Here is a 22,469-nt window from a genome sequence, read left to right as displayed (position 1 = left end):
CTGCCTGCGGGAGCAAGGGTCAGCGCTGCGCCTGGTGCGCGGCGGCGAACCAGCGTTGCGCGTGCAGGCCCAGTCCGGTCGCCACGCTGGCGAGCCGGTCGCCGCGCACGGCCTGTGCGCCTGGAAACGCCGCGGCGAGGCGCTCCGTCAGCAGCGCGAGGCCGGTCGAGCCGCCGGTGAAGTAGAGCGCATCCACCGACGCTGCGCGTGAGCCGGCCTGCCGCACCGTCTCGCGCGCGGCATCGACGATGCGCTCCACGTCGGCTTCGATCGCCGCGGTGGCCTGCGACGCCTCCAGCGAGACCGCCAGACCCGGCTCGACGATGCCGAGGTCGACCCGCGTGCCGGCGCCGTCGGCCACCGCGATCTTCGCGGCCTCGGCACGCGCCAGCAGTTCGTGCCCGAGCCGCTCGGTCACCGCGCGCATCAGGCGGCGGTGATGGCGTGGGTCGGCGTAGAAGCTCGCCATGTGCTTGAGCTCGGCGACGCGCGCCGGCTGGTAGACGGTGTTGATCAGGTGCCAGGTCGCGAGGTCGAAGTAGACCGCGCTCGGCACCTCCCGAGGCGGCACGTCGCCGCGGGCCGGGCCGAAGGCGCCGCAGCCGAGTTCGCGAAGGAGGGTGGCAAGTTCGATGCGGCGGTCGAAGTCGGTGCCGGCGACGTGCACGCCGTGGCTGGCGAGGATGTCGTCCTTGCGGTCCGGCCGGTGCATCCGGTCGGGCCCCACGCGCACCAGCGAGAAGTCGGAGGTGCCGCCGCCGATGTCCGCCACCAGCACGCACTGCTCGTGGGCTGCCTGGCGCTCGTAGTCGAAGGCGGCCGCGATCGGCTCGTACTGGAACACCACCTCGCGCAGACCCACCGCGCGCGCGGCGGCCTCGAGCGAGGCCTGGGCCTCGGCATCGCGCTGCGCGTCGCCGTCGACGAAGAAGACCGGCCGGCCGATCACGGCATGCGCGATCGGCGTCCCCAGCGCCGTTTCGGCCGCATGCCGCAGATGGCGCAGGTAGCCGGTGATGACGTCGAGGTACTTCACCGCATGACCGCCGCCGACGTCGGTGCTCTGCTCGACCAGACTGGAGCCGAGGATGCTCTTCATCGAGCGCATCAGTCGCCCGTCGTAGCCGTCCACATAGGCCGCGACCGCGGCACGCCCGAAGGCGCGCGGCGGCTCCGCCCCGGGCGGCAGCGACTCGTGTTCGGCAAAGTAGAACACCGCCGTCGGCATGGTGGGTTCGCCGGTTTCGAGCGCGACGAGCCGCGTGCCCCCGCCGGCTGCGGGGATCGCGATGGCCGAGTTGGAGGTACCGAAATCGATCGCGCAGTAGGGGGGACGCGGATTGGGCATGGTGGTGGCGTCTGGCAAGGGGGCGATTCTGGGGCGGTCTGCCGCCACGGCCCCGCGCGCACGGGCAAGAAAAAACGCGGCCGAAGCCGCGTTTTCAATGGAGCATCGAGCTCGCTGATTTACAGCGGGCGAATGTTCGCAGCTTGCGGGCCCTTCTGGCCTTGCTTCACTTCGAACTCGACGCGCTGGTTTTCCTGCAGCGTCTTGAAGCCCGCGCCTTGGATGTCGCGGAAGTGCGCGAAGACATCGGCGCCACCGCCGTCCTGGGCGATGAATCCAAAGCCCTTGGCTTCGTTGAACCACTTCACGGTGCCGGTTTGCACGCTCATATACGTTCCTGTCGATCAAAAAGTAAGGCACGGCAACATGCCGTGCTCATGCAGAGACACTCAAGAAACGTTACCTGGGGGAGACAAACCAGACAGTCGACGAGAACCGCCGACCGGATTGAGCAAACACCTAAGAACCGCGATCTTGCGTATATCTACGGAGGAGAGTGTAGCTGATTGCGCTGCTCATGCCAGGGCGCCGCCATGACGCCACAATCCGTTTCACTGCTGCAACACGCTGGAGCACCGCATGGGCCTTGCCGATTCCCACGACCCGCACCGCTGGCAGCACGACGGCGTGCGCGTGATCCCGGCCGGTCAACTCGACCCGAACACGGCGCAGACACCGGGCATGGACCGCAAGGCAGCGATCACCTTCGCGCGTGTCGGTGCGCAGAAGCTGTGGGCCGGCACCGTGCACATCCATCCCAACGCGAGGACCGGTGCCCACCACCATGGCCCGCTCGAGAGCGTGATCTTCGTCGTCAAGGGGCGTGCGCGCATGCGCTGGGGCGAGCGGCTCGAGTTCACTGCCGAGGCCGGGCCCGGCGACTTCATCTACGTGCCTCCCTTCGTGCCGCACCAGGAGATCAATGCCAGCCGCGACGAGACGCTCGAATGCGTGCTGGTGCGCAGCGACGGCGAGGCCACCGTGGTCAACCTCGACATCGAAGCGGTCGAGAAGCCGCAGACGGTGCCGTGGGTCGATCCGATCCACAGCGGCGCCAAGCAGCCAGGCGCCTGACGCGCGTTTCGCCTTCCCGGGCGGACCGGCACGCTCCGAGTCAGCCGGCGGCGATGCGCTTCGCCAGAGCGGCGATACCGGCTTGCGACAGGTCGTCCGTCGCGATGCGACGCGCACCGCCCAGCTGCTCGAAATGGCGACCCTGCGAGCGGGCGTACAGCGGGTCGTAGTGCTGCGTCATCAGCGCCTCGAACAGCGGCGGCAGCTTGAGCGCCAGTGCCCAGGCCTGCCACTGCGCCAGCGTCTCGTTGGCGAGCATGCCCTTCAGCAGGCCGAGCTTGTCGGCCAGGCGCTGGGGGTCGTCGCCGAGCCAGGCATAGTCGCGCAGCAGGTAGGCGAGCCGGGCCTCGGCCGTGGCCTCGATCTGAACCGCCGGGCTGGCACGCAGCCGCGTCAGCAGCGCATCGGGCAGGCTGACGCGGCCGATCCTGCGGCTTTCGGCCTCGACCCAGACCGTGCGCGCCAGATCAAAGCCGGCGAACGCAGTGGCCAGCCGCGTCTCGAAGGCCTTCTGTGATGGCTGCTCGGTGCCGGGCAGCGAGCCGAGCACGGAGCCGCGGTGCGCGGCCAGCTCCTCGAGGTCGAGCACCTGTTCGCCCAGCGCACCGAGCGCCTGCAGCACCCGTGTCTTGGCGCTGCCGGTCGGTCCGCACAGCACGCGCAGCGGCAGCGTCGGCGCCAGCGCCGCGATGCGCGCGATGACATGCGCGCGCCAGGCCTTGTAGCCGCCCTGCAATTGCTGCGCATCCCAGCCGACCAGGCGCATCCAGGTCACGAAGCTGCCGCTGCGCATGCCGCCGCGCCAGCAGTACAGCAGCGGTCGCCACCCCTTCGGCCGGTCGTGGAACGCCGTGTCCAGATGGCAGGCGATGTTGCGCGCGACCATCGCGCCGCCGAGCTTGCGCGCCTCGAAGGCCGACACCTGCACGTAGAGCGTGCCGACAATGCGGCGCTCCTCGTCGTCGAGCACCGGGCAGTTGATCGCGCCCGGGATGTGGTCGAGCGCGAACTCGGCCGGCGAGCGCACGTCGATCACGGCATCGAAGCCGGCGAGGTCATCGACGGTCGTCGGGCGGTGGCTCATCGCCGGGCGACCCGGTTCGGTTTGATCGACACTTGCGTCATGGAATCCATCCGTCTCACTTCCTTCTCGCACGGTGGCGGCTGCGGCTGCAAGATCGCGCCCGGCGTGCTGGCCGACATCCTGTCGCGCACGCCGGCGGGGCTGATCCCGCCCGAGCTGCTGGTCGGCACCGAAACCGCCGACGACGCGGCGGTCTACCGCCTCAACGACAGCCAGGCACTGGTCGCGACCACCGACTTCTTCACACCGATTGTCGACGAGCCCTTCGACTTCGGTCGCATCGCGGCGACCAACGCGATCTCCGACGTCTACGCGATGGGCGGCACGCCGATCCTGGCGCTGGCCCTGGTCGGCATGCCGCTGGACAAGCTGCCGCTGGCGGTGATCGGCCGCATCCTCGAAGGCGGCGCGAGCGTATGCCGCGAGGCCGGCATCCCGATCGCCGGGGGCCATTCGATCGACGTGCCGGAGCCGATCTACGGCCTGGTCGCCCTGGGCCTCGTGCACCCGGAGCGCGTGCGCCGCAATGCCGACGCGCAGGCCGGCGACGTGCTCGTGCTCGGCAAGCCGCTCGGCGTCGGCGTGCTTTCGGCGGCGCTGAAGAAGGGCCGGCTCGATGCCGCGGGCTACGCCGAGATGCTGCGCCTGACCACCCAGCTCAACCGGGTCGGCAGCGAACTCGGAGCGCTGGACGGTGTGCACGCGATGACCGATGTCACCGGCTTCGGGCTGGCCGGCCATCTGCTCGAGGTCTGTCGCGGCTCGGGGCTCGCGGCCGAGGTCGATCTCGCGGCGGTGCCCTGGATCGGCATCGCCAAAACGTATGCGCAGGAGGGCATCGTCACCGGCGCCTCGGCGCGCAACTGGGCCGGGTATGGCGAACAGGTGCACCTCGGCCAGGCGGCCGAGCCCTGGCAACGTGCCCTGATCACCGACCCGCAGACCAGCGGCGGCCTCCTGGTGTCCTGCGCGCCGGCCGCGCTCGACGCGGTGCTGGCCTGCTTCCTTCGGGCCGGCTTCGCGGCGGCAGCGGCGATCGGCCACCTGCGCGCCGGCACGCCGGGCGTGCGCTTCGCATGAGCGGCGGCATGCAGACCATGGCCTTCGTGTTGCGAGGCGAGTTCATCACCCTCGATGCCCTGCTCAAGGCCACGGGCCTGGCCGACAGCGGCGGCGCTGCCAAGGCCTTGATCCAAGCAGGCAAGGTGCGGGTCGACGGCCGGGACGAGCTCCGCCGCGGCGCCAAGCTGAGGGCCGGCCAGGTCGTCACGGTTCCTGGCATCCGGGTGTGCGTGCAGCCGGCGTCGAGCGGGGGGATGCCGAGCGACGAAAGCTAGGGCCTGCCAACGCCACCGGAGGACACGCGTCGCGGCCAGACGCGAGCGATTCGCACTCCGTCTGGAATTGCCGGGGTTTGCGATCCGAGCGGGCAAAATGTCAGGGCAGGTTCTTAGCATGCAGGGTCCGCCGGATCCGATCGGTGCGACGCCGTATGCAACCCGTTCCCATCAGGAGACTTCGATGACAGCCCGACGCCAGTTCATCCAATGGATTCCCGCCGCCGGCCTCGCCGTGCTGGCGGCTCGCCACGCGCAAGCCCAGACCAAGCTCGACGAGAAGGACGCTCAGGCCGTGGCGCTCGGCTATGTGCAAGACGCCACCAAGGCCGACAAGGCTAAGTTCAAGACCTATGCGGCCGGTCAAAAGTGCGCCAACTGCCAGCTTTTCCAGGGCAAGGCAGGTGATGCGACCGGCAACTGCCCGCTGTTCGCCGGCAAGCAGGTGGCGGCCGCTGGCTGGTGCAGCGCCTACGCGAAGAAGGCCTGACCGGAAGGACCTGGCGAGCGGGCTGGCTCATCTCGACCGCCGGGCCCGCTGGCGGCGTCGCAGCGCGCCGCCATGCTTCACGGTGCCCTAGAAGGGCGCTGCCAATGCGAAGTGCAATGGCGCGCCCGACACCGGGTGCGCAAAGGCGAGTTCGCTCGCATGCAGCAACAGGCGGGTTGCAGGCATTTGCTCTGCCGCGCCATAGAGCGTATCGCCGACGATCGGGTGCCCGATTGCCCACAGATGCACGCGCAATTGATGGGTGCGGCCGGTCTGCGGCTCGAGTTCGAGCCGCGTGGTCTCGCCGGCGGCGTGGTGTGACAGGACGTGCCAGCGCGTGCAGGACGGCTTGCCCTGTTCGCGGTCGACCTGTTGCCGGGGCCGGTTCGGCCAGTCGGCCCGCAGCGGCAAATCGATGCAGCCCTGCGGAGCTTCGACGCGGCCCCAGACCACCGCAACGTAGCGCTTGATGACCTCGCGCCGCTCGAACGCCATGCTCAGGCAGCGTTGCACCGCGGGGCTGCGCGCGAACACCATCAGGCCCGACGTGGCCTGGTCGAGGCGGTGCACCACCAGCGTGTCGGCCCACAGCGCCTGAAGGCGCGCTGCGAGGCAGTCCTGTTTCAGGGTGCCGCGGCCCGGCACGGCCAGCAATCCGGGGGGTTTGTCGACCACCAGCAGGTGCTCGTCGCGGTACACCACCCGCGGTGCGTCGGCTGGCGCGGACCGGGCGGGCGGGTTCACGCCAGGAGCGCGCTCGCCGTCAGAGCCCCAGCCAGACGCCGATCGCCATCATGGCGGCTTCGTCGTAGGTCGCAAAGCCCTGGTACTTGGTCGGCTCGAGCTTCTTGCGGCCTTCCTCGCTGCCGTCCAGCGACAGCAGGTAGTCGCGCACGATGCCGATCTGCTCGGCCGTCAGCGCGGGGCTCGCGATCACGTGCTTGATCGGCACCGGCCTGGACTTGAACAGCACCCGGCCGCCCTTGGCCTGCCAGGCCTTGATGACCGACGACGACGCGGTCGCACCGACGTGGGTGAGGTTGTTCTCGACGAAGAAGGGCACCGCATCCTGGTAGCGGGTGTAGGTGAAAGCGACGCCCTTGGGGTCGCCGATCGCATCGCGCAGCGAAGCGCGCACCATCCACGACGTGATCGAGTCTTCGTCCGGCGCACCCAGGCGCAGACCCTTCACGTCGACCAGCGACTTCAGCGGCGAGTCGGCCTTGACGAGGAAGTTGGCGCTGTACTGCTCGTAGCCTTTCGTGACCGCCACGAGCTTGTAGCCCGATTGCTTCATCGCGACGATGGACAGGTGGGCCGGATGCACCATCGCGAGGTCGTAGGCCTTCTCGGCCAGGCGTTTGCGCAGTGTCGGGTAGTCGCCGACCGGCTCGATCGTCACCGGCTGCTTCAGCAGCTTCGACAGGTCGGCCGCGATGGCCGCGTACTTGGCGGCAATCTGGTCGCTCGGCACGCGGTAGGTCACGCCCTCGTTGACTGCGAACACCAAGGCGTGAGCCCAGGGGGCGGCCAGCAGCAGGCACGCTGCCAGGGCGCGACGAAAGCCTCGTGATGCCATTCTTTGTTCTCCTCCGGTGTGTCGGCGGCGGGCCGCGTGGTGCCGGGTGGTTGCGGACCCGGGCCACCCAAGCGGGCATTAGAGCGCAGGGGGACCGTATTGAGGCGCCGATGAATGCGGGCAGGCCCTCAAATTCTCGAAGTCGTGTCACTCTTGGCGCCCGCGTGAGGCCGCGCGGCGTCAGAGCCGGCCTCGCGGTCACGTCTGCTTACTTCAGCAGCGTCTCCTGTATGAAGCGCAGCATCGCGTAGAACTGGTAGTCCGCGTTCTCCTTGCGCCGGAAACCATGGCCTTCGTTCTCGGCGCGCAGGTACCACACCGGGGTGCCGACGCTGCGCACGCGCTCGACGATCTGCTCGGCCTCGGTCCAGGGCACGCGCGGGTCGTTCTTGCCCTGGATCACGAACAGCGGCTTCCTGATCATCCGGGCGTTGTTCAGCGGCGAGATGCGCTCGAGGAATTCGCGCATGGCCGGATCGCGCTCGTCGCCATACTCGACGCGCCGCAACTCGCGCCGGTAGCTCTCGGTGTTGTTCAGGAAGCTCACGAAGCTGGAGATGCCGACGATGTCGATCGCTCCTTTGATGCGGTCCGCGAAATGCACGCTCGCGGCCAGGCTCATGTAGCCGCCGTAGCTGCCGCCCACGACCAGCACCCGTGAGGCGTCGAGATCGGGCTGCGTGGCGATCCAGTCGAGCAGCGTGCCGAGGTCCTTGACCGAGTCCTCGCGCTGCATGCCGTTGTCCAGGCTCAGGAAGGTCTTGCCGTAGCCGGAGGAGCCACGCACGTTGGGCTCGACGATGGCCACGCCCAGCTCGTTGATGAGGTAATTCCAGCGACCCAGGAAGCCCATCGTCGCCTGGGCCTCGGGGCCGCCATGCACCAGCACCACCACGGGCCGCTTGCCGGCAAAGCGTGTCGGTGGCGGACTGAGCACGGCCGACATCGGCAGCCCGTCGAAGCTCGTCCATCGGACGATGCGTTGGTCGGGAAAGGCGGCGGTATCCAGACCCGGCGGCACGTGCGCGCGGGTCCACGACTGCACGCCGCCGCTCGCCACATCGAGCACATGGAGCTGGCCCGGTCCCTGGGCGCTGTCGACCGCGAGCGCCAGCCGCTGCGTCTTCGGCTTGAAGCGCAGAGCGTTCACGCTGCCGGCCGGGAGGGCGGTGCTGCCGCGTTCGCGCAGCGTCCGGCCGTCGAACAGGCGCAACTCCTCGCGACCGTCGACGTTCATCTTCAAGGCGATCAGCGCACCGTCGTCGCTGAGGCTGGCGCCGCTCACGTCCCACGGAATGCCGGCGGTGATGCGCTGGAGTTCGCGGCTCGCGAAGTCGTAGCGCATCAGCTCGCGGAACTCGCCGGCCCGGTCGCTCAGCACGTAGAGCGCCGCGTCGTCGGGCGTGAAGCCCACGGGCAAGTGCGTGGCCTTCAGCGCATCGCCGGCATCCGGCAGCAGCCGGGTCGGTGCACCGCTGGCCAGATCGATTAGCCAGATCTGCGATTCGTTGGCGGAGCGGTAGTTGGTGATCGCCAGACGCCGGTCGTCGTGCGAAACCTCGCCGCCGAACCAGCCGGTGCCCGGCAGCTCGGCCAGCTTGCGCCGGCCCTCGGGTTGCAGCGGGTCGACCAGCCACAGCGTCGTGCCCGGGTTGGCGCGCGTGCCACCTTCGGCGGTGCGGTCCAGCGGCACCGAGGTGTAGAGCAACTGCGACCCCTGGTGCAACCAGGCGACGGTGTCGTGGCGCTGGTCGGGGTCGGTCAGCAGCGTGACCGTGCGGGTGTCCAGGTCCAGGCGGTAGAGCTGCTCGGCCTCGTTGCCGCCGGCGCTGCGCGAGAACACGAGATAGCGCCCCTGGCGTGGCTCATAGCTGGCCTCGGTCACCGGGTCGGCGAAGTCGGTCAGCTGCTCGGGGCTGGCCAGCGGCGAGGCCACGCGGAACAGCTGCGCGGTGTTCGCGCCGGCCTTGCGGTGGGAAACCAGCATCTCGTCGCGCAGCGGATGCCAGTCGACGAAGCCGTGGCCGCGGAAGTCGGTGTACTTCTCGACCTGCTGCACGAGCGGCATCGGGATCGGCGGGATGCCTTGCACCACGAGGTTCTCGTTCGGCAGCAGCGAACCGGCTGCCGGCGAGCGGGACGGCGGCGTGCTGCAGGCCAGCAGCAGGACGGCGGTGGCCAGCGATGCGGCGAGGGCAAGTGCGCGGGGCATGAACGGGTGGACTCCTCACGAGAAACAAGGGGCCGCGGCCCCTTGTCGATCGACGAACGAAACGACGCTGCGGCTCAGTGCCGCTGCTGGATGCCTGCGATGGCCCACGGGCGGCTGTCATCGTCAGGCTTCACGAGATGCCAGACCTCGTCGAAGTCGCTCGCCGCCGCCTCGCGCAGTTCACGGATCAGTCCGTGGAAGCGCACGCTGACGATCTGGCGGCCGTCTTCCTTTGCCACGTCGAGAACTTGCGCATCGACCTGCACCACGTCGGTTTGCTGCCCCAGGTCACCGCGCTCCTGCAGCTCGAGCCGGATCGTCGCGAACAGCTCGGGCGTCGTGAAATGGCGCAGATCGGCCAGGTCTGCCGTGTCGTTGGCTGCCTGCAGGCGGATGAAGATCATCTTGGCAAGGCGCTCGAAGCCGGCCGCGTCGAAGTCGGCCGGCAGGGCGCCAACGCCGGCCGGCACCGCGGCCGACAGGCCTGGATCGGCATTGCGCTGCAGCGGCGCCGCTGCAGCAGGCGCGGGCCATGCCACCTGCGACCTGCCAGCGCTTGCACCCGCATAGGCAGGCTGCGGCATGGAACCGCCGGCAAAGCGGCGCAGCAGAAACCGGATCGCGACCGCCCCGGCGACGGCGAGCAGCGCCAGCATCAGGAAATTGCCGAAGGCTTCGCCCATGCCCAGATGGCTCATCAAGGCCGCGATGCCCAGGCCGGCCGCCAGACCGGCGAGCGGCCCCATCCACGAGCGCTTGGGCGCCGCGGCAGCGCCGGCCGCTGCCGGTACGGCCGGGGACGGCGCGGCCTGGTTGGGCGCGACGGCGGGCTTGGCCGGCAGTGCGTCGGGCGCGGTGCGTTGCGGCAGGTTGCGCTGCATCCCGGCCGAACCACCGCCGCCCAGGCGCTTGGCCTGTGCGATCGACGGTGCCAATGTCGCCGCCATCGACAGAGCTACCACCGCTCCGATCCACCAACGCTTCATGTCTTTTCCCTTCGGGTACTGCCTGCGGGCCGATCGCCGATCGGCAACCGCGCCGCAGTATGACGCAGGGCTGACGGCGGAGTTCCCGCTTGCCTGGAACTTCGAAGCCCTGCTCAGAACGCTTCGATCCAGCCCGATTGGCGTGCCGACTCGGGGTTCGATCCGGCGGCCTGCACGCGCTGCAGCGCTTCGTCCGCCGACAGACCGAGCCGCTTGAGCAGGCAGGCGCCGGCGGTGCCGGTGCGGCCGATGCCGGCTGCGCAGTGCAGCAGCAGCACTTCGCCGGCGCCCAGTGCGGTGGCCAGGGCCTCGATGCCGTCCTTGAACGTCTGCAGCTCGCGGGCGACGCCGAAGTTGCGCATCGGGATCGCCTGCCAGCCGCAAGGCAGGGTGTGCGCTTCGATGGCAGCGAGGTAGTGCGGCGACAGCTCGGCGATCTCGTCGCGCGGGGTCAGGCAGACGATGCGGGTGAGCCCGGCAGCGCGTGCTTCGGCAACGAACTCCGGCCACGGCGCCAACCGCCCCGGCATCGGCGCCAGCCACAGGCGACCGGCGACGCCCGGCGGCAAAGGCAGTGCGCGAAAGCTCATGCCGTCGCATCCGTGGCAGCGTTCGCGGCGCGCGGTGCCAGGCCGAATTCGCGCGCGAGCAGCGCATACGAACGACGCCGCACCGCCGGATCGTGGGCCCAGGTGTTGATGACGAGTTCGTCGAGTTCCAGCGCGGCGGCGAGGTCGCGCAGCTGGGCGGCGACCCGGGACGCGCTGCCGACGAAGGCCTTGCGCTGGCCGGCTTCGACGCCCGGAGCTTCGTCGGCGCTGAAGCCGCGCGCGGCCACCTCGTCGGGTGGCAGCAGCGGGCCGAGACGACCGCGTGCGCGGTCGGCACGCCAGCGGTCCCGGCTCAGCGCGTGGTGGCGTGCCTCGGCCTCGCTGTCGGCGGCCAGCGCCCACACGCAGATCGTGGCCTGCGGTGTCGGGTGCCGCTCGCTGGGCTGGTAGAGCGTGCGGTAGAGCTCGAGCGCCTGCTCCACGCCCTGGCCGTCCATGAAGAAATATGCGAAGGCATAAGGCAGCCCGAAATGCGCGGCCAGCCGGGCGCCGTAGTCGGAGCTGCCGAGGATCCAGAGCTCGGGCACGCGCTCGAAGCCGCTCGCCGCCGGAGCGCGCGGGTGCGCGACGATGCCGCGGTGCTGGCGCCCCGCGGTCCAGGCCTGCAGATCGCGGACCTGCTCCGGGAACCGATCGGCGGCGCCCTGGGCATTGGGGTTCAGGGCGAGCGCGGTGCGCATGTCGCCGCCGGGCGCACGGCCCACGCCGAGGTCGATGCGACCCGGCGCCAGCGCGTCGAGCACGCGGAACTGCTCGGCCACCTTCAAGGCCGCGTAGTGCGGCAGCATCACGCCGGCACTGCCGATGCGGATGTGCCGGGTGCGCGCCGCCACGGCGGCCATCAGCACCTCGGGCGCGGTGCCGACGATGGTGGGCAGGCTGTGGTGTTCGCTGAGCCAGAAGCGGTGGTAGCCGAGGGCTTCGCAGTGCGGCGCGAGATCGAGCGTGTCGCGCAGGGCGGCATCCTCGCCGGCGCCGGCCAGCGCAATGGATTGGTCGAGAACCGAGAGCTTCATGACGACGGGGCGCTGCTTGAGAACGTGGCGGACGGAGCCGATTGTCAGGATTGCGGCGGTTCCTGGCTGCCGCGCCTTGCCTCGACACTGTCGTTCGCGGGGTCGGACGCCGCGGGCCCGCCCGCGTGCTAGCCTCGGTCCACCTGCCCGACTTGCGTTTCGGTGCGGGCTTTGTCGTCCCTGCATCGACCGTGTCGCCCGCGGCCCGTGCGCGTTCGATCCGAACGACAGCACAGCGCGCTCGCTCGCGTCACGAGGGGCTCCGATGCCCGGTTACCAGACTCAGACGCAGATCCTCGCCGTCGGCGGCGTCCGCATGAAGATCCGCTCGCTGCTGGACCGCCGGCAGTTCTTCGATCCCCAGGGCGAGGCGGAGCGTGCCGGCATCTCCTCGGCCGCCTGGCCGCTGTTCGGCATGGTCTGGCCTTCGGCGCTCGTGCTGGCGGCGCAGATGGAGCACATACCGCTCGGCACGCGCAGCGTGCTGGAGCTGGGCTGCGGCCTCGCGCTGGCGAGTCTGGTGGTGCAGCGCCGCCGGGGGCAGGTGACGGCCAGCGACCACCATCCGCTGGCCGAGGACTTCCTGCTCGAGAACCTGCGCCTGAACGCATTGCCGGCGCTCCACTACGAGCGCGGCGACTGGTCGGCCGTCAATCCGGCGCTCGGCCGCTTCGATCTGATCATCGGCAGCGACATCCTCTACGAGCGTGGACAGCCCCGACTGCTGTCGGAGTTCATCGAGCGCCACTCGCGCGATGTGGCCGAAGTGATGATCGTCGACCCGGACCGAGGCAACCGCAGCCAGTTCAACCAGCACATGCAAAAGCTGGGCTTCGAGCGCAGCGAACGCAGGATCACGCAGCTGCCCGAAGGCGCGGCCTACAAGGGCCGGGTGCTGAGCTATCTGCGCAGCGCGAGGCCCGTCGCCTGAGGGGCGCACGGCGAGTGCATCGTCGCGGCGGGCGGCCGCCTCACGCGGCACTTGGCGACGGCTCCCGCTACAGTGGTGACAGGAGACAAACTGGGCATGCCGGGCCGTGGGCCCGGGGCGTGCCAGCCACCCAGGCCAACAGACGATGGCGTTGTTCATCAGGACCTTGCTCGTGCTGCTTGGCGTGGCGGCCCTGGCATTGGCGAGTGCCTGTGGCACTGCGGGTACGGTCCTCGGCGCAGACGGTCCCGCTGCCGCGCCGCGCGCCATCGAGGTGGCGGCCGGCGTGTACATGGTGCGGGGTGCGTCGGGGGAGATCGATGCCGCCAACCGGGGCCGGGTGGGCAACGCCGGCTTCATCGTCGGCGACGGCGGGGTCATCGCCATCGACAGTGGAACGTCCTATCGCCACGGGCAGGCGCTGCTGGCGGAGATTGCGCGGGTGACCGACAAGCCGGTGCGCCTGCTGCTGCTGACGCATGCGCGCCAGGAGTTCCTGTTCGGTGCCCTGGCGTTTCGCGAGCGCGGCATCCCCATCCACATGCAGCGCCAGGCTTCGCGTTTGATGACGGCACGCTGCGAGGGCTGCCTGAAGACGCTGAACCGCCTGCTCGGCGAGGAGGCGATGCGCGGCACGGCGATGTTCAAGCCCGATGTCGAGTTCGACACGACGCACGAGCTGAACCTGACCGGCCGGCCGGTGCGGGTGCTGTACTACGGCCACTCGAGTGGACCGGGCGACATCGCGGTGCTCGACGTGCGCACCGGCGTGCTGTTTGCCGGCGGCCTGCTCGACCAGCACCGCATTCCCGATGTGCAGGACAGCGAGCTCGGTGGCTGGCGGCAGGCCCTGCAGGCGCTGCGCGGCCTGCCGCTGCGCCAGATCGTTCCCGGCCATGGCGCGGCGGGCCCGGCCGGGCTGATCGACGGCGTCGATCGCTACCTGACGCAGCTCGAAACCCGGTTGCTGGAGTTGACCGGGGCCGATGCCGCGCTGAGCGAGGTGCCCGACGCCGCAGCGCTGCCCGAGTTCAAGGACTGGGATCAGTACCAGACGGTCCACCGTCGCAATGCGTCGATCCTGTTCGTTCGCATGGAACGCGAACAGTTGGTGAAGTAGCAGGCACCAGGAGCGTATCGATGCACGAGACCCTGCTCAGGAGCCGCACGCTGGCGGGGCTGTTTTTCGCCGCGGTGCTGCTCGCCGCGGCGCTGCCCGCGCACGCGGCGCCCGGTGGCTTGCCGACCCATGTGGCTCACACGGACTCGTCGCCCGAATGGAAGAACCTGCGTGCCAGGCTGTTCCAGACCGTGCGCAAGCAGGTCGAGGTGCTGGAACTGGTGCAGCAGCCGCTGAGCCCGCAAGGGGCTCGCGGACACGTCCCTGCGGTCGGCCGGCGCGCCGGCATCGGCTAACCTTGCCGACTGGCCCTTGCACGCGCCGCCACCGCGGCGCCGGCCTGGTCAGGCCGCGTTGCCACTGCGCATGGCGGCCCGCCACCCCCCCCTCACGGAGACCCTGCGTGTTCGGCGCGTTCGAGAAACTGCTTCACCCCTATCCCGATGCGGCGCCGCAGCCGCCGCCGAACGGCCTGCTGCCCTTCCTGTGGCACAGCACCCGCGGCCTGCGGCTCTGGCTGCTGGCGATGACGCTGTTGACGGCCGGCATCGGTGCCTTCGAGGCGCTGCTGTTCAGCATGCTCGGCCGCATCGTCGACTGGCTCGCCGTGGTGGAGCCGTCGCGCCTGTGGGCCGGGCAGGGCGGTACGCTGGTCTTGCTGGCGGCGGTACTGATCGGCAGCACGCTGCTGATCGCGCTGCAGTCGCTGATCAAGCAGCAGGCGCTGGCGGGCAACTTCCCGATGCTGCTGCGCTGGAACTTCCACCGCCTGATGCTCGGGCAGAGCATGGGCTTCTACCAGGACGAGTTCGCCGGCCGCGTGGCGACCAAGGTGATGCAGACCGCGCTGGCGGTGCGCGACACCTGGATGATCCTGGCCGAGCTGCTGGTGTTCGTGGTGATCTATTTCGTCACGCTGCTGCTGGTGCTGGGCGGCTTCGATGCCTGGCTGCTGTTGCCCTTCGTCGGCTGGGTGGCGCTCTATGTCGCGGCGCTGCGCTACTTCGTGCCGCGGCTCGCGCGCGTTGCGCAGTCCCAGGCCGACGCGCGCTCGCTGATGACGGGGCGCATCACCGACGCCTACACCAACATCGCGACCGTCAAGCTGTTCTCTCATGCCGGTCGCGAGGCCGGCTACGCGCGCAGCGCGATGCAGGAGTTCCTCCGCGCCGTGCAGGCGCAGATGCGGCTGGTCACCGGCTTCGAGATCGTGAACCACGCGCTGAGCATGGCGCTGATCCTCGGCACGGCGGGCGCCACGCTGTGGCTGTGGACGCAGGGCCGGGTCGGCGTCGGGGCGCTGGCCGCGGCAACCGCGATGGCGTTGCGCCTGAACGGCATCTCGCACTGGGTGATGTGGGAAATGGCCGCTCTGTTCGAGCACATCGGCACGGTGCAGGACGGCATGAACACGCTCTCGAGGCCGCATGCGGTGGTCGACCGGGCCGATGCGCGGCCGCTGCAGGTGAGCCGTGGCGAGGTCCGGTTCGAGAACGTGAGCTTCGCCTACGGTGGCGACCGGATGGTGATCGAGAATTTCTCGCTGCACATCCGCGCCGGCGAGAAGATCGGCCTCGTGGGGCGCTCCGGTGCCGGCAAGTCGACCATCGTCAACCTGCTGCTGCGCTTCTACGACGTCGAGCGCGGTCGGGTGCTGATCGACGGCCAGGACATCGCGGGCGTGACCCAGAACAGCCTGCGGGCACAGGTCGGCATGGTCACGCAGGACACCTCGCTGCTGCACCGCTCGGTGCGCGACAACATCCTCTATGGGCGGCCCGATGCGACGGACGCCGACATGGTGCTCGCGGCCCGGCGAGCCGAGGCACACGAGTTCATCCAGGGGCTGAGCGACCCGACGGGCCGCGCCGGCTACGACGCCCATGTCGGCGAACGCGGGGTGAAGCTCTCGGGCGGGCAGCGCCAGCGCATCGCGATCGCCCGGGTGATGCTGAAGGACGCGCCGATCCTGCTGCTCGACGAGGCGACCAGCGCGCTCGACTCGGAAGTCGAGGCCGCGATCCAGGCCAGCCTCTACCGCCTGATGGAAGGCAAGACGGTGGTGGCCATCGCGCACCGCCTGAGCACGATCGCGGCGATGGACCGGCTGGTCGTCCTCGACAAGGGGCGCATCGTCGAAGAAGGTGACCACCGCAGCCTGCTCGCGCGAGGCGGGCTGTACGCGCGACTGTGGGCGCACCAAAGTGGCGGCTTTCTGGGCGAGGAGGCCGAGGACGATGCCCCCGCCGATGCACTGGCGTGAGGCACTCCTTTGCACTGAGGCGGATCGGGCATCAATTCCCCCTGATCGCGGGGGCGCATGCAACGAGCGCTTGTCGCAGCCGTCCTTCATGATGTATTCCATAGACCAACGGTCAATACAGGGAGCAGGCAATGCGTGAGGTGATGCGTGACTTTGCGGCGTCGACGTTGTGGCGAGTCAGCGCCTTCCAGCGCGTGCGGGCCGAAACCGGCACCAGCGGCTTCATGCGCCTGAGCGGCGGGCCGACCCTGCTGCCGACCACCCTGCTGTCGGACCTCCGCCAGCTCGAGGAGGATCTGCAGGAGGGCGACGCGCTCGAGGTCATTGCCGCGTGCATCCGGCACCGCGAGCCGGCCTTGCTGTGCCTGCAGCACGAGCAACTGGTGTGGCCGGTGACGATCTTCCCGAACGAGCGGCTCTACCACTCGCCGCGCGACATGGCCGGCGCCTCCGCCGACGGCTTGGCCGAGCTGAAGGTGCTGACCGTGGAGCCGCCGGGCGTGCGGCCGCCGGGGCACTGGATGCACGAGCGCATCGGTCAGGCCGAGTGTTATCGCGCGCTGGCGCCGCTGCTCTGGACCATGGCGCTGAACGGTCCGCGCCGGACTTTGCTGGCCGAGATCGGTGGCACGGCGGCCTACCGCGTCGTCGACCGCTCGGCGATCGGCGGCCTGAGCGCGCCGGGCGCGCTCGGCTCGGCGATCGAGCGCCTGCGGCGCGAGTCGGTGTCGCTGCGCGACATGGTGCGCTGGCCCGGCATGAACCTCGAGCGTGGCGCGCGCCTGCTCAATGCGCTCTACCTGACGTCCAGCCTGATGATCACGCGCACCAACCCGGCGGCTCGGTCCGAGCCCGGCCTGCTGCGCGGCTTGTTCGGCGCGGGGAAGTCGCGCCGCTGACGCCGGGCTCTCGACGGTGCGCGGCCGCACCGCGCGAGACGGTCGAGGTACAGGGTGGGGCGCTCGACGGTGTGTTTTCCCAGGCGATCCGGAGCGGCGTGTCGCGCGGCACCCTGCAGGCCTTTGCGATGTTCACCCGCTTCGGCAACACCGTGACGATCGTCCTGTTGTGCATCGCGGTGGCCTGCGGGCTGCTGATGAGCGGCATGCGCTGGCTGGCCCTTGCCTGGGTGTTGGCCACCGGCGGCAACGGCCTGCTCGACACGGTGCTGAAAGGGGTGTTCGAGCGGCCGCGGCCGGTGCACGACCACGGTCTGGTCCACGCGCTGAGCATGCCTGGGTGAACTCTCCGAGAAAGAGATCACCATGCGCCCCCGAACCGCTCGGGCCTCGGTGATAGGTGCAGTCCCCGGCGAAGGCCCACGCGGCAGCGGCCTTGCACCGAGCGTGCCATCATTTGAACCGGCTGAAGCGGTCCGAACGAAGGGGCAGGGCATGTGTCGGCGTCTGGCAGCAGCAATCGTGTCGTCCGTCTCGCTGTGGGGTGTCCCGCACGGCATGGCATGTGCCGAGGAGGAGGCCACGCAGTACGTGAGCTTCGTCGAGGACTTCACGGCCCAGTGCGTCGCACGCAACGGTGTGCAGATCCTCGTGAAGAGCAGCCACCCCACGCGCAGGCTGCGTGTCTGGCTGGACCGCTATCACATGGGCACGGGGACCGGCGACCGCTCGCGCACCGATCTCGAGCCGGGCGGCGAGCCGCAAGCGCTTGGCTGCTCCCGCAGCAGCACCGGCCCCCAGGAGTGGCGCATCGTGCGCGGTGTCTTTCTCGACTGACATCGTCGCGCGGGCGACAGCGCCGCTGGCGGCCTTGTTCCGCCTCCTTGCCTTCGTTCTTTGTAGGACAGGGCCGACGTGCGGGAGCGGCCCTTGCCGATAGCTGGCGGTCGCGCTCGCGACGACCATGAATGCCCGTTCAATGCAAGGAGTGGTCCATGAACATCGAAACACAAGAAACGGCCGACCTGAACCAGCTTGCCAGCCTGATCGACGGCATGTCGATCGCGATGCTCTGTGGTGTCGAGCGAGACGGTGCGCTGGTGAGCCGCCCGATGACACCGCTCGAGATGGATGCGGACGGCGTGTTGTGGTTCTTCACCGACGCAAGATCGCAGAAGAGCGAGCGGCTGATCCCGCTGAACCTGAGTTTTTCCGACGAGTCGCACTCGATCCACGTGTCGATCTCGGGCCACGGCGAGGTGGTGCGTGATCGCGAGCACGTCAAGCGCTTGTGGACTCCCTACGCCAAACCCTGGTTTCTGGAGGGGCCGGAGTCGCCGCACCTCGTGCTCCTGAAATTCGTTCCGCACACTGCAGAGTACTGGGACGCGCCGCACAGCAAGATGCTGAGCCTGGTGGCGATGAGCGCCCCGGTTGCAGCGGGCCGCCCGATCGGCCGGGAGGTGCGTGCGGAACGAAACGACCTGCAGCCGCGGCGGCGGGCCGTTGCGGCAACGGCGGCCAGACCCTAGGCAGGGCACCTCATTCTTGAAGCGCGCGTGCCTTGATCCGCTTGCCCTTGATCCGTCCGCCGTCGAGCTTGCGCAGGGCGACCTCGGCAATGCCGCGTTCGACGGCGACGTAGGTCGAGAAATCGGTGACCTTGATCTTGCCGACCTGCGCGGCGCTGAAACCGGCCTCGCCGGTCAGCGCCCCCAGCACGTCGCCGGGACGGATCTTTTCCTTGCGCCCGCCGAGGATTTGCAGCGTGACCATCGGCGGGACCAGCGGTCCCGCGCCGGACGGCGACAGCTCACTCAGCGGATGCCACTCGGAGTCCCGGCCCTGCAGCTGGTCGATGCGGGCCACGTGGGGCATTTCGTCCAGGCTCGCCAGACTGAGCGCCCAGCCTTCCTGGTCGGCGCGTCCGGTCCGTCCGATGCGATGGATGTGCACTTCGGGGTCGGGTGAGATATCCACGTTGATCACCGCCTCGAGCTGCTCGACGTCGAGCCCGCGCGCGGCCACGTCGGTGGCGACCAGCACCGAGCAGCTGCGGTTCGCGAACTGCAGCAAGACCTGATCGCGATCGCGTTGCTCCAGGTCGCCGTGCAGCGCCAGCGCTTGCAGGCCCTGGGCGGTCAGCACGTCCACCAGATCGCGGCATTGCTGCTTGGTGTTGCAGAACGCCAGCGTGCTGCCCGGACGGTAGTGGTCGAGCAGCAAGCCAACGGCGTGAAGCCGCTGGTCGTCGCGCACCTCATAGAAGCGCTGTCGGATCTTGCTCGCCTCGTGTTGCGCCTCGAGCTTGACATGCTGCGGCTGGCGCATGAACTGTGCACTCAGCTTGGCGATGCCGTCCGGGAAGGTCGCCGAGAACAGCAGCGTTTGGCGCCGGGGCGAACAGTGCTTCACCACGGCGGCGATGTCGTCGAAGAAGCCCATGTCGAGCATGCGATCGGCCTCGTCCAGCACCAGCGTGCTCAAGGAGGCGAGCACGAGGCTGCCGCGCTCCAGATGATCGATGATGCGTCCGGGTGTGCCGACGACGATGTGGGCACCGTGAGCCAGGCTGGCCAGCTGCGGCCGCATCGTCGCGCCGCCGCACAGCGTGAGGATCTTGGTGTTCTCCTGGCTGCGCGCCAGGCGGCGCAGCTCCTGCGTCACCTGCTCGGCCAGTTCACGCGTCGGGCACAGCACCAGGGCCTGCACGTCGAGGCGGCGCGGATCGAGCCGTGCCAGCAGTGCGAGCGCGAAGGCCGCGGTCTTGCCGCTGCCGGTCTTAGCCTGCGCGATCAGGTCGTGGCCGGCCAGCGCGATCGGCAGGCTGGCGGCCTGCACCGGCGTCATGTGGAGGTAGCCGAGCTGTTGCAGATTGGCCAGCACGGCCGGCGCCAGCGACAAATGACTGAAGGGCAGGCCGCAAGCGCCGGATGCGGCGTCGGTCGAACGGAGTTTTGACATCCCCTGATTGTCGGGCTTGGGCGCTGCGGGCCTGCGCGCAGCGCCGACCGGCCCTGCGGACCCTGGAAGCAATCGGTGTCGGGCTTCTTCATCCGGCAGCTCCAGCGAAAGCCGTCCACCCCCTGCCTGGCCGAGCGTCGCAGCACCGCCGTGGGCTCGTTCGCTATTGGCGTCGGGCAGAGCGGATCGGAGAAGGATGGACAGGGCTCGATTCGTCTTCACGGGCACGCTCCTGTCGGTGGGGCACGGTACGTTCGGCCCCAGCGCATGGTTGCACCATCCTGGCGCGGCGCGGGCGAGCATCCCGCCCGGAATGCGGCGAAGCGTGGGAATCGTCCGACACCGCCAAGCGGCGCGCTCCGATGGCTGCGCGCTCGTTCGACCCCTAAGCTGACCCTATCGAAACCGCCTTTGCCCAGGCACCGCTGGTCCTGCGGCAGATTTCGAAGGCGTTGCGTCCAGCAAGCCTTCGCACACCTCGCACAAGGAGATAGAGATGATGAACAAGCGCAGTCTCACGATGTCGGCATCCACCGTCCTGCTGGCCGCACTGGCGCTGGCCGGCTGCAACCGCAATGCCGAGCAGGCCCAGGCCCCCGGCAAAGACAGCACCGTGGCACAGACGGAACAGCGCATGGAGCAGAAGGTCGACCCGGCTCAGGCCGGCGCGGAGCGCGGCGCGAACAATGCGGCCGAGGTGAAGGATGGCGCCCAGGACGCTACGCAAGCCACCAAGAACGCCGCGGCCGAAGTGGGCGACAAGGTCGGCGACGCGATGATCACGACAACGGTGAACGCCGAACTGGCGAAGGATCCGAAGCTGAGCGCGCTGAAGATCAATGTCGACACGGCGGACGGCAAGGTGGCGCTGCGCGGCACCGCGCCGGACGCGGCTTCGCGCGATCGGGCCACCCAACTCGCCTTGGCTGTGAAGGGCGTGGTGAGCGTCGACAACCAGCTCAGGATCGAGGCCGCCAAGAGCTGAGCCTCGCAACGGCCGGTCGATCAGCCGGCGGGCACCGGGCGGTCGGGGCCGCGAAGCGCACTGCGGGCGCGGACTCGAAAGGGTTCGCGCCTGCAGTGCCGTATGCGGGCTGGCCCGGTCAACTGTGCCGTGGCTTGCGCCGTTGAGGAAGTGGTGCGAGGTCGTGCGCGTCTCGCGGGCCGGTCGGCCCGGCGAAGAGTTTTCTATCGGAGGACGCAAGGCCTCGCCGCAGCAGGAGGCCGCCGTATGAGTTCCCTATCCGAAACACGCTACGAGATCCGCTTCCAGTCCCTGTTCCGGGAGGGTTGTGCGCTGACCTTTCCGTGCGATGCGCAGGGCCATGTGCAGATCGACGCGCTGAGCAAGCGCGCGCGCGACAACTACCTGTATGCGCGTGCGGTTGTCGGGCGGGAGTACGCCGCACCGACGGTGCTGGTGCTCGGCACGCACTGAGCGCGTCCGGCGCGGAGGTCGCGGCTGCGGTGCGCCTCGGCCAGGTCAGGGCGCTTCGGCCGGCGTGACGCGGCCGAGGGGGGGCGTTTCAGCCAGCCGCCGCGGACGGCTCCGCGAAGAAGGCGGCATGCGCGGGCTCGGGCAGCGAGCGGCCGGTGCGGGCGGCGCGCTCCAGCACGTGCCAGTGGTAGCGATAGCTCGCGCGATCTTGCAGCAGCCCGCGGTGTGCGATAGGCGCCCAGTCGGCTGCCTGGGCGGCGAGCAGGATGTCGAGCGCCGCCTCGATCTCGGCCGGTACCGGTGCGAAGGCCTCGATGATGGGCCGGATCTGGTTGGGGTGGATGCTCCACATGCGTGAGTAGCCCAGGTCACGGGAAGCGCGAGTGGCCGCCTGTGCGATGGCCTGCGTGTCGCTGTACTCGGTGACCACGCAGTGTGATGGCAGCTTGCCGGCGGCATGGCAGGCTGCCGAGATCTCCAGCTTCGCGCGCAGCACCAGCGGGTGGCTGAACTGCCCCGCCAGGCTCATCCCGAAAGCCGGGATCGCACCGTGGTGGGCCGAGACGAAATCCATCAACCCGAAGGACAGCGATTCGATCGCCGGCAGCGCCGCGATCGCCACCACGTCGCGCAGCGCGCCGTGCGTCTCGACCAGCGCGTGCACCGGGATTGCGCGGCTCACGCCCTGCTCGCGGCAGGCGGCCTCGATCGCGTCGACGGCGTCGCGCAGTTCGTCGATGCTCTGGGCCTTCGGGATCATCAGGTAGGCCAGCCGGTCGCCGGCGCGCGCGAGCAGCGTGTGCACGTCCGCGACGAAACTCGGGTGCGGATACGGATGGACGCGCACGCCGACGCGGCCGTAGCGATTGGCAGCGCTCGTCACCAGCTCGGCCGCGAGCAGCGCGTGCTCGTGTTCGCCACCGACCGGGGCACCGTCTTCCAGGTCGAGCGTGACGTCGAACAGGGCCGTGTCGGCCATCTCCGATTGCAGCGCCAGCGCCTTGCGCATGCGCGGCTCGACGCCGGCATAGTGGTCGCAGACCGGCAGACTCGGGCCGCGCTCGTGCGCACCGAACAGCGCTTGCAGGGGGTGGACGCGGGGGCGGTTCATCGGGGG

The 22,469-nt window shown here is 69.6% G+C and carries 25 protein-coding genes; 14 read left to right on the top strand and 11 right to left on the bottom strand.

Going from position 1 to position 22,469, the window contains the following annotated elements; genetic code table 11:
* Positions 1–19 precede the first annotated feature (19 nt).
* Complete coding sequence (locus tag ACQY9S_RS08550; RefSeq protein WP_428425652.1) at positions 20–1,348, bottom strand: Hsp70 family protein; 1,329 nt, start codon at positions 1,346–1,348, stop codon at positions 20–22.
* A 119-nt stretch (positions 1,349–1,467) separates the two neighbouring features.
* Positions 1,468–1,677, bottom strand: a complete 210-nt coding sequence (gene cspE / locus ACQY9S_RS08545; protein WP_428424808.1) for a transcription antiterminator/RNA stability regulator CspE — start codon at positions 1,675–1,677, stop codon at positions 1,468–1,470.
* 250 nt (positions 1,678–1,927) lie between these two features.
* Between cspE and ACQY9S_RS08540 the strand changes: the two genes are divergently transcribed.
* Entirely contained in the window at positions 1,928–2,422 is a 495-nt protein-coding gene (locus tag ACQY9S_RS08540) for a cupin domain-containing protein (protein ID WP_428424806.1), read from the top strand.
* Between the two features lie 40 nt (positions 2,423–2,462).
* On the opposite strand, the gene mnmH is transcribed toward ACQY9S_RS08540, so the two are convergent.
* On the bottom strand, positions 2,463–3,506 hold the full coding sequence (gene mnmH / locus ACQY9S_RS08535; RefSeq protein WP_428424804.1) for a tRNA 2-selenouridine(34) synthase MnmH: 1,044 nt from the start codon (positions 3,504–3,506) through the stop codon (positions 2,463–2,465).
* Positions 3,507–3,545: 39 nt separating this feature from the next.
* Between mnmH and selD the strand changes: the two genes are divergently transcribed.
* From selD to ACQY9S_RS08520, 3 genes are all read left to right on the top strand, one after another.
* Positions 3,546–4,586 (top strand): selenide, water dikinase SelD, encoded by a 1,041-nt coding sequence (gene selD, locus ACQY9S_RS08530; RefSeq protein ID WP_428424802.1) that lies wholly within the window; start codon positions 3,546–3,548, stop codon positions 4,584–4,586.
* Positions 4,583–4,843 (top strand): RNA-binding S4 domain-containing protein, encoded by a 261-nt coding sequence (locus ACQY9S_RS08525; RefSeq protein WP_428424800.1) that lies wholly within the window; start codon positions 4,583–4,585, stop codon positions 4,841–4,843. Before selD ends, ACQY9S_RS08525 begins: the two co-directional genes overlap by 4 nt.
* Before the next feature lie 184 nt (positions 4,844–5,027).
* Positions 5,028–5,333, top strand: a complete 306-nt coding sequence (locus ACQY9S_RS08520; RefSeq protein WP_428424798.1) for a high-potential iron-sulfur protein — start codon at positions 5,028–5,030, stop codon at positions 5,331–5,333.
* 87 nt (positions 5,334–5,420) lie between these two features.
* Here ACQY9S_RS08520 and ACQY9S_RS08515 read toward each other — a convergent pair whose 3' ends face one another.
* The 6 genes from ACQY9S_RS08515 to ACQY9S_RS08490 form a co-directional block, all read right to left on the bottom strand.
* On the bottom strand, positions 5,421–6,077 hold the full coding sequence (locus tag ACQY9S_RS08515) for an RluA family pseudouridine synthase (protein WP_428424796.1): 657 nt from the start codon (positions 6,075–6,077) through the stop codon (positions 5,421–5,423).
* A 19-nt stretch (positions 6,078–6,096) separates the two neighbouring features.
* Positions 6,097–6,912 (bottom strand): phosphate/phosphite/phosphonate ABC transporter substrate-binding protein, encoded by an 816-nt coding sequence (locus ACQY9S_RS08510; protein ID WP_428424794.1) that lies wholly within the window; start codon positions 6,910–6,912, stop codon positions 6,097–6,099.
* 208 nt (positions 6,913–7,120) lie between these two features.
* Positions 7,121–9,124, bottom strand: a complete 2,004-nt coding sequence (locus ACQY9S_RS08505) for an alpha/beta fold hydrolase (protein WP_428424792.1) — start codon at positions 9,122–9,124, stop codon at positions 7,121–7,123.
* 74 nt (positions 9,125–9,198) lie between these two features.
* A complete protein-coding gene (locus tag ACQY9S_RS08500; protein ID WP_428424790.1) occupies positions 9,199–10,110 on the bottom strand; it encodes a Tim44 domain-containing protein in 912 nt (303 codons plus the stop codon).
* 113 nt (positions 10,111–10,223) lie between these two features.
* A complete protein-coding gene (locus ACQY9S_RS08495; protein WP_428424788.1) occupies positions 10,224–10,700 on the bottom strand; it encodes a protein-tyrosine phosphatase family protein in 477 nt (158 codons plus the stop codon).
* The gene (locus ACQY9S_RS08490) at positions 10,697–11,737 is read right to left on the bottom strand and encodes an LLM class flavin-dependent oxidoreductase (protein ID WP_428424786.1); all 1,041 of its coding nucleotides are present in this window, start codon (positions 11,735–11,737) and stop codon (positions 10,697–10,699) included. The genes ACQY9S_RS08495 and ACQY9S_RS08490 overlap by 4 nt, the downstream gene beginning before the upstream one ends.
* Positions 11,738–12,002: 265 nt before the next feature.
* On the opposite strand from ACQY9S_RS08490, the gene ACQY9S_RS08485 reads away from it, so the two are divergent.
* The 8 genes from ACQY9S_RS08485 (at position 12,003) to ACQY9S_RS08450 (ending at position 18,482) form a co-directional block, all read left to right on the top strand.
* Complete coding sequence (locus ACQY9S_RS08485; protein ID WP_428424784.1) at positions 12,003–12,668, top strand: class I SAM-dependent methyltransferase; 666 nt, start codon at positions 12,003–12,005, stop codon at positions 12,666–12,668.
* A 145-nt stretch (positions 12,669–12,813) separates the two neighbouring features.
* Positions 12,814–13,788, top strand: a complete 975-nt coding sequence (locus tag ACQY9S_RS08480) for an MBL fold metallo-hydrolase (protein ID WP_428424782.1) — start codon at positions 12,814–12,816, stop codon at positions 13,786–13,788.
* A 20-nt stretch (positions 13,789–13,808) separates the two neighbouring features.
* Entirely contained in the window at positions 13,809–14,084 is a 276-nt protein-coding gene (locus ACQY9S_RS08475) for a hypothetical protein (protein WP_428424780.1), read from the top strand.
* 107 nt (positions 14,085–14,191) lie between these two features.
* The gene (locus ACQY9S_RS08470; protein ID WP_428424778.1) at positions 14,192–16,051 is read left to right on the top strand and encodes an ABC transporter ATP-binding protein; all 1,860 of its coding nucleotides are present in this window, start codon (positions 14,192–14,194) and stop codon (positions 16,049–16,051) included.
* 131 nt (positions 16,052–16,182) lie between these two features.
* Complete coding sequence (locus tag ACQY9S_RS08465) at positions 16,183–16,950, top strand: hypothetical protein (RefSeq protein ID WP_428424776.1); 768 nt, start codon at positions 16,183–16,185, stop codon at positions 16,948–16,950.
* A 98-nt stretch (positions 16,951–17,048) separates the two neighbouring features.
* Positions 17,049–17,294, top strand: a complete 246-nt coding sequence (locus ACQY9S_RS08460) for a hypothetical protein (RefSeq protein ID WP_428424774.1) — start codon at positions 17,049–17,051, stop codon at positions 17,292–17,294.
* Positions 17,295–17,472: 178 nt separating this feature from the next.
* Positions 17,473–17,787 (top strand): hypothetical protein, encoded by a 315-nt coding sequence (locus tag ACQY9S_RS08455; protein ID WP_428424772.1) that lies wholly within the window; start codon positions 17,473–17,475, stop codon positions 17,785–17,787.
* 158 nt (positions 17,788–17,945) lie between these two features.
* Positions 17,946–18,482 carry a pyridoxamine 5'-phosphate oxidase family protein gene (locus tag ACQY9S_RS08450; RefSeq protein ID WP_428424770.1) on the top strand — a complete coding sequence of 179 codons (537 nt, stop codon included), beginning with the start codon at positions 17,946–17,948 and terminating at the stop codon, positions 18,480–18,482.
* A 10-nt stretch (positions 18,483–18,492) separates the two neighbouring features.
* On the opposite strand, the gene dbpA is transcribed toward ACQY9S_RS08450, so the two are convergent.
* The gene (dbpA, locus tag ACQY9S_RS08445; RefSeq protein WP_428424768.1) at positions 18,493–19,914 is read right to left on the bottom strand and encodes an ATP-dependent RNA helicase DbpA; all 1,422 of its coding nucleotides are present in this window, start codon (positions 19,912–19,914) and stop codon (positions 18,493–18,495) included.
* Between the two features lie 499 nt (positions 19,915–20,413).
* Between dbpA and ACQY9S_RS08440 the strand changes: the two genes are divergently transcribed.
* Positions 20,414–20,899, top strand: coding sequence for a BON domain-containing protein (locus tag ACQY9S_RS08440; RefSeq protein WP_428424766.1), 486 nt, complete (start codon positions 20,414–20,416; stop codon positions 20,897–20,899).
* Positions 20,900–21,145: 246 nt separating this feature from the next.
* Entirely contained in the window at positions 21,146–21,352 is a 207-nt protein-coding gene (locus ACQY9S_RS08435; RefSeq protein WP_428424764.1) for a hypothetical protein, read from the top strand.
* 88 nt (positions 21,353–21,440) lie between these two features.
* Here ACQY9S_RS08435 and ACQY9S_RS08430 read toward each other — a convergent pair whose 3' ends face one another.
* Entirely contained in the window at positions 21,441–22,463 is a 1,023-nt protein-coding gene (locus ACQY9S_RS08430; protein WP_428424762.1) for an HpcH/HpaI aldolase/citrate lyase family protein, read from the bottom strand.
* Positions 22,464–22,469: the final 6 nt, after the last annotated feature.

It is taken from the genome of Methylibium sp. (genome assembly GCF_965279545.1).
GTDB lineage: Bacteria > Pseudomonadota > Gammaproteobacteria > Burkholderiales > Burkholderiaceae_C > Methylibium.
This window is presented reverse-complemented; position numbering and strand designations above follow the sequence as displayed.

What these genes read in the sequence shown, in the direction of transcription:
- ACQY9S_RS08550 (WP_428425652.1), bottom strand. Translation starts at nt 1,348, where the DNA reads ATGCCCAATCCGCGTCCCCCCTACTGCGCGATCGATTTCGGTACCTCC.
- cspE (WP_428424808.1), bottom strand. Translation starts at nt 1,677, where the DNA reads ATGAGCGTGCAAACCGGCACCGTGAAGTGGTTCAACGAAGCCAAGGGC.
- ACQY9S_RS08540 (WP_428424806.1), top strand. Translation starts at nt 1,928, where the DNA reads ATGGGCCTTGCCGATTCCCACGACCCGCACCGCTGGCAGCACGACGGC.
- mnmH (WP_428424804.1), bottom strand. Translation starts at nt 3,506, where the DNA reads ATGAGCCACCGCCCGACGACCGTCGATGACCTCGCCGGCTTCGATGCC.
- selD (WP_428424802.1), top strand. Translation starts at nt 3,546, where the DNA reads ATGGAATCCATCCGTCTCACTTCCTTCTCGCACGGTGGCGGCTGCGGC.
- ACQY9S_RS08525 (WP_428424800.1), top strand. Translation starts at nt 4,583, where the DNA reads ATGAGCGGCGGCATGCAGACCATGGCCTTCGTGTTGCGAGGCGAGTTC.
- ACQY9S_RS08520 (WP_428424798.1), top strand. Translation starts at nt 5,028, where the DNA reads ATGACAGCCCGACGCCAGTTCATCCAATGGATTCCCGCCGCCGGCCTC.
- ACQY9S_RS08510 (WP_428424794.1), bottom strand. Translation starts at nt 6,912, where the DNA reads ATGGCATCACGAGGCTTTCGTCGCGCCCTGGCAGCGTGCCTGCTGCTG.
- ACQY9S_RS08505 (WP_428424792.1), bottom strand. Translation starts at nt 9,124, where the DNA reads ATGCCCCGCGCACTTGCCCTCGCCGCATCGCTGGCCACCGCCGTCCTG.
- ACQY9S_RS08500 (WP_428424790.1), bottom strand. Translation starts at nt 10,110, where the DNA reads ATGAAGCGTTGGTGGATCGGAGCGGTGGTAGCTCTGTCGATGGCGGCG.
- ACQY9S_RS08495 (WP_428424788.1), bottom strand. Translation starts at nt 10,700, where the DNA reads ATGAGCTTTCGCGCACTGCCTTTGCCGCCGGGCGTCGCCGGTCGCCTG.
- ACQY9S_RS08490 (WP_428424786.1), bottom strand. Translation starts at nt 11,737, where the DNA reads ATGAAGCTCTCGGTTCTCGACCAATCCATTGCGCTGGCCGGCGCCGGC.
- ACQY9S_RS08485 (WP_428424784.1), top strand. Translation starts at nt 12,003, where the DNA reads ATGCCCGGTTACCAGACTCAGACGCAGATCCTCGCCGTCGGCGGCGTC.
- ACQY9S_RS08480 (WP_428424782.1), top strand. Translation starts at nt 12,814, where the DNA reads ATGGCGTTGTTCATCAGGACCTTGCTCGTGCTGCTTGGCGTGGCGGCC.
- ACQY9S_RS08475 (WP_428424780.1), top strand. Translation starts at nt 13,809, where the DNA reads ATGCACGAGACCCTGCTCAGGAGCCGCACGCTGGCGGGGCTGTTTTTC.
- ACQY9S_RS08465 (WP_428424776.1), top strand. Translation starts at nt 16,183, where the DNA reads ATGCGTGAGGTGATGCGTGACTTTGCGGCGTCGACGTTGTGGCGAGTC.
- ACQY9S_RS08450 (WP_428424770.1), top strand. Translation starts at nt 17,946, where the DNA reads ATGAACATCGAAACACAAGAAACGGCCGACCTGAACCAGCTTGCCAGC.
- dbpA (WP_428424768.1), bottom strand. Translation starts at nt 19,914, where the DNA reads ATGTCAAAACTCCGTTCGACCGACGCCGCATCCGGCGCTTGCGGCCTG.
- ACQY9S_RS08440 (WP_428424766.1), top strand. Translation starts at nt 20,414, where the DNA reads ATGAACAAGCGCAGTCTCACGATGTCGGCATCCACCGTCCTGCTGGCC.
- ACQY9S_RS08435 (WP_428424764.1), top strand. Translation starts at nt 21,146, where the DNA reads ATGAGTTCCCTATCCGAAACACGCTACGAGATCCGCTTCCAGTCCCTG.
- ACQY9S_RS08430 (WP_428424762.1), bottom strand. Translation starts at nt 22,463, where the DNA reads ATGAACCGCCCCCGCGTCCACCCCCTGCAAGCGCTGTTCGGTGCGCAC.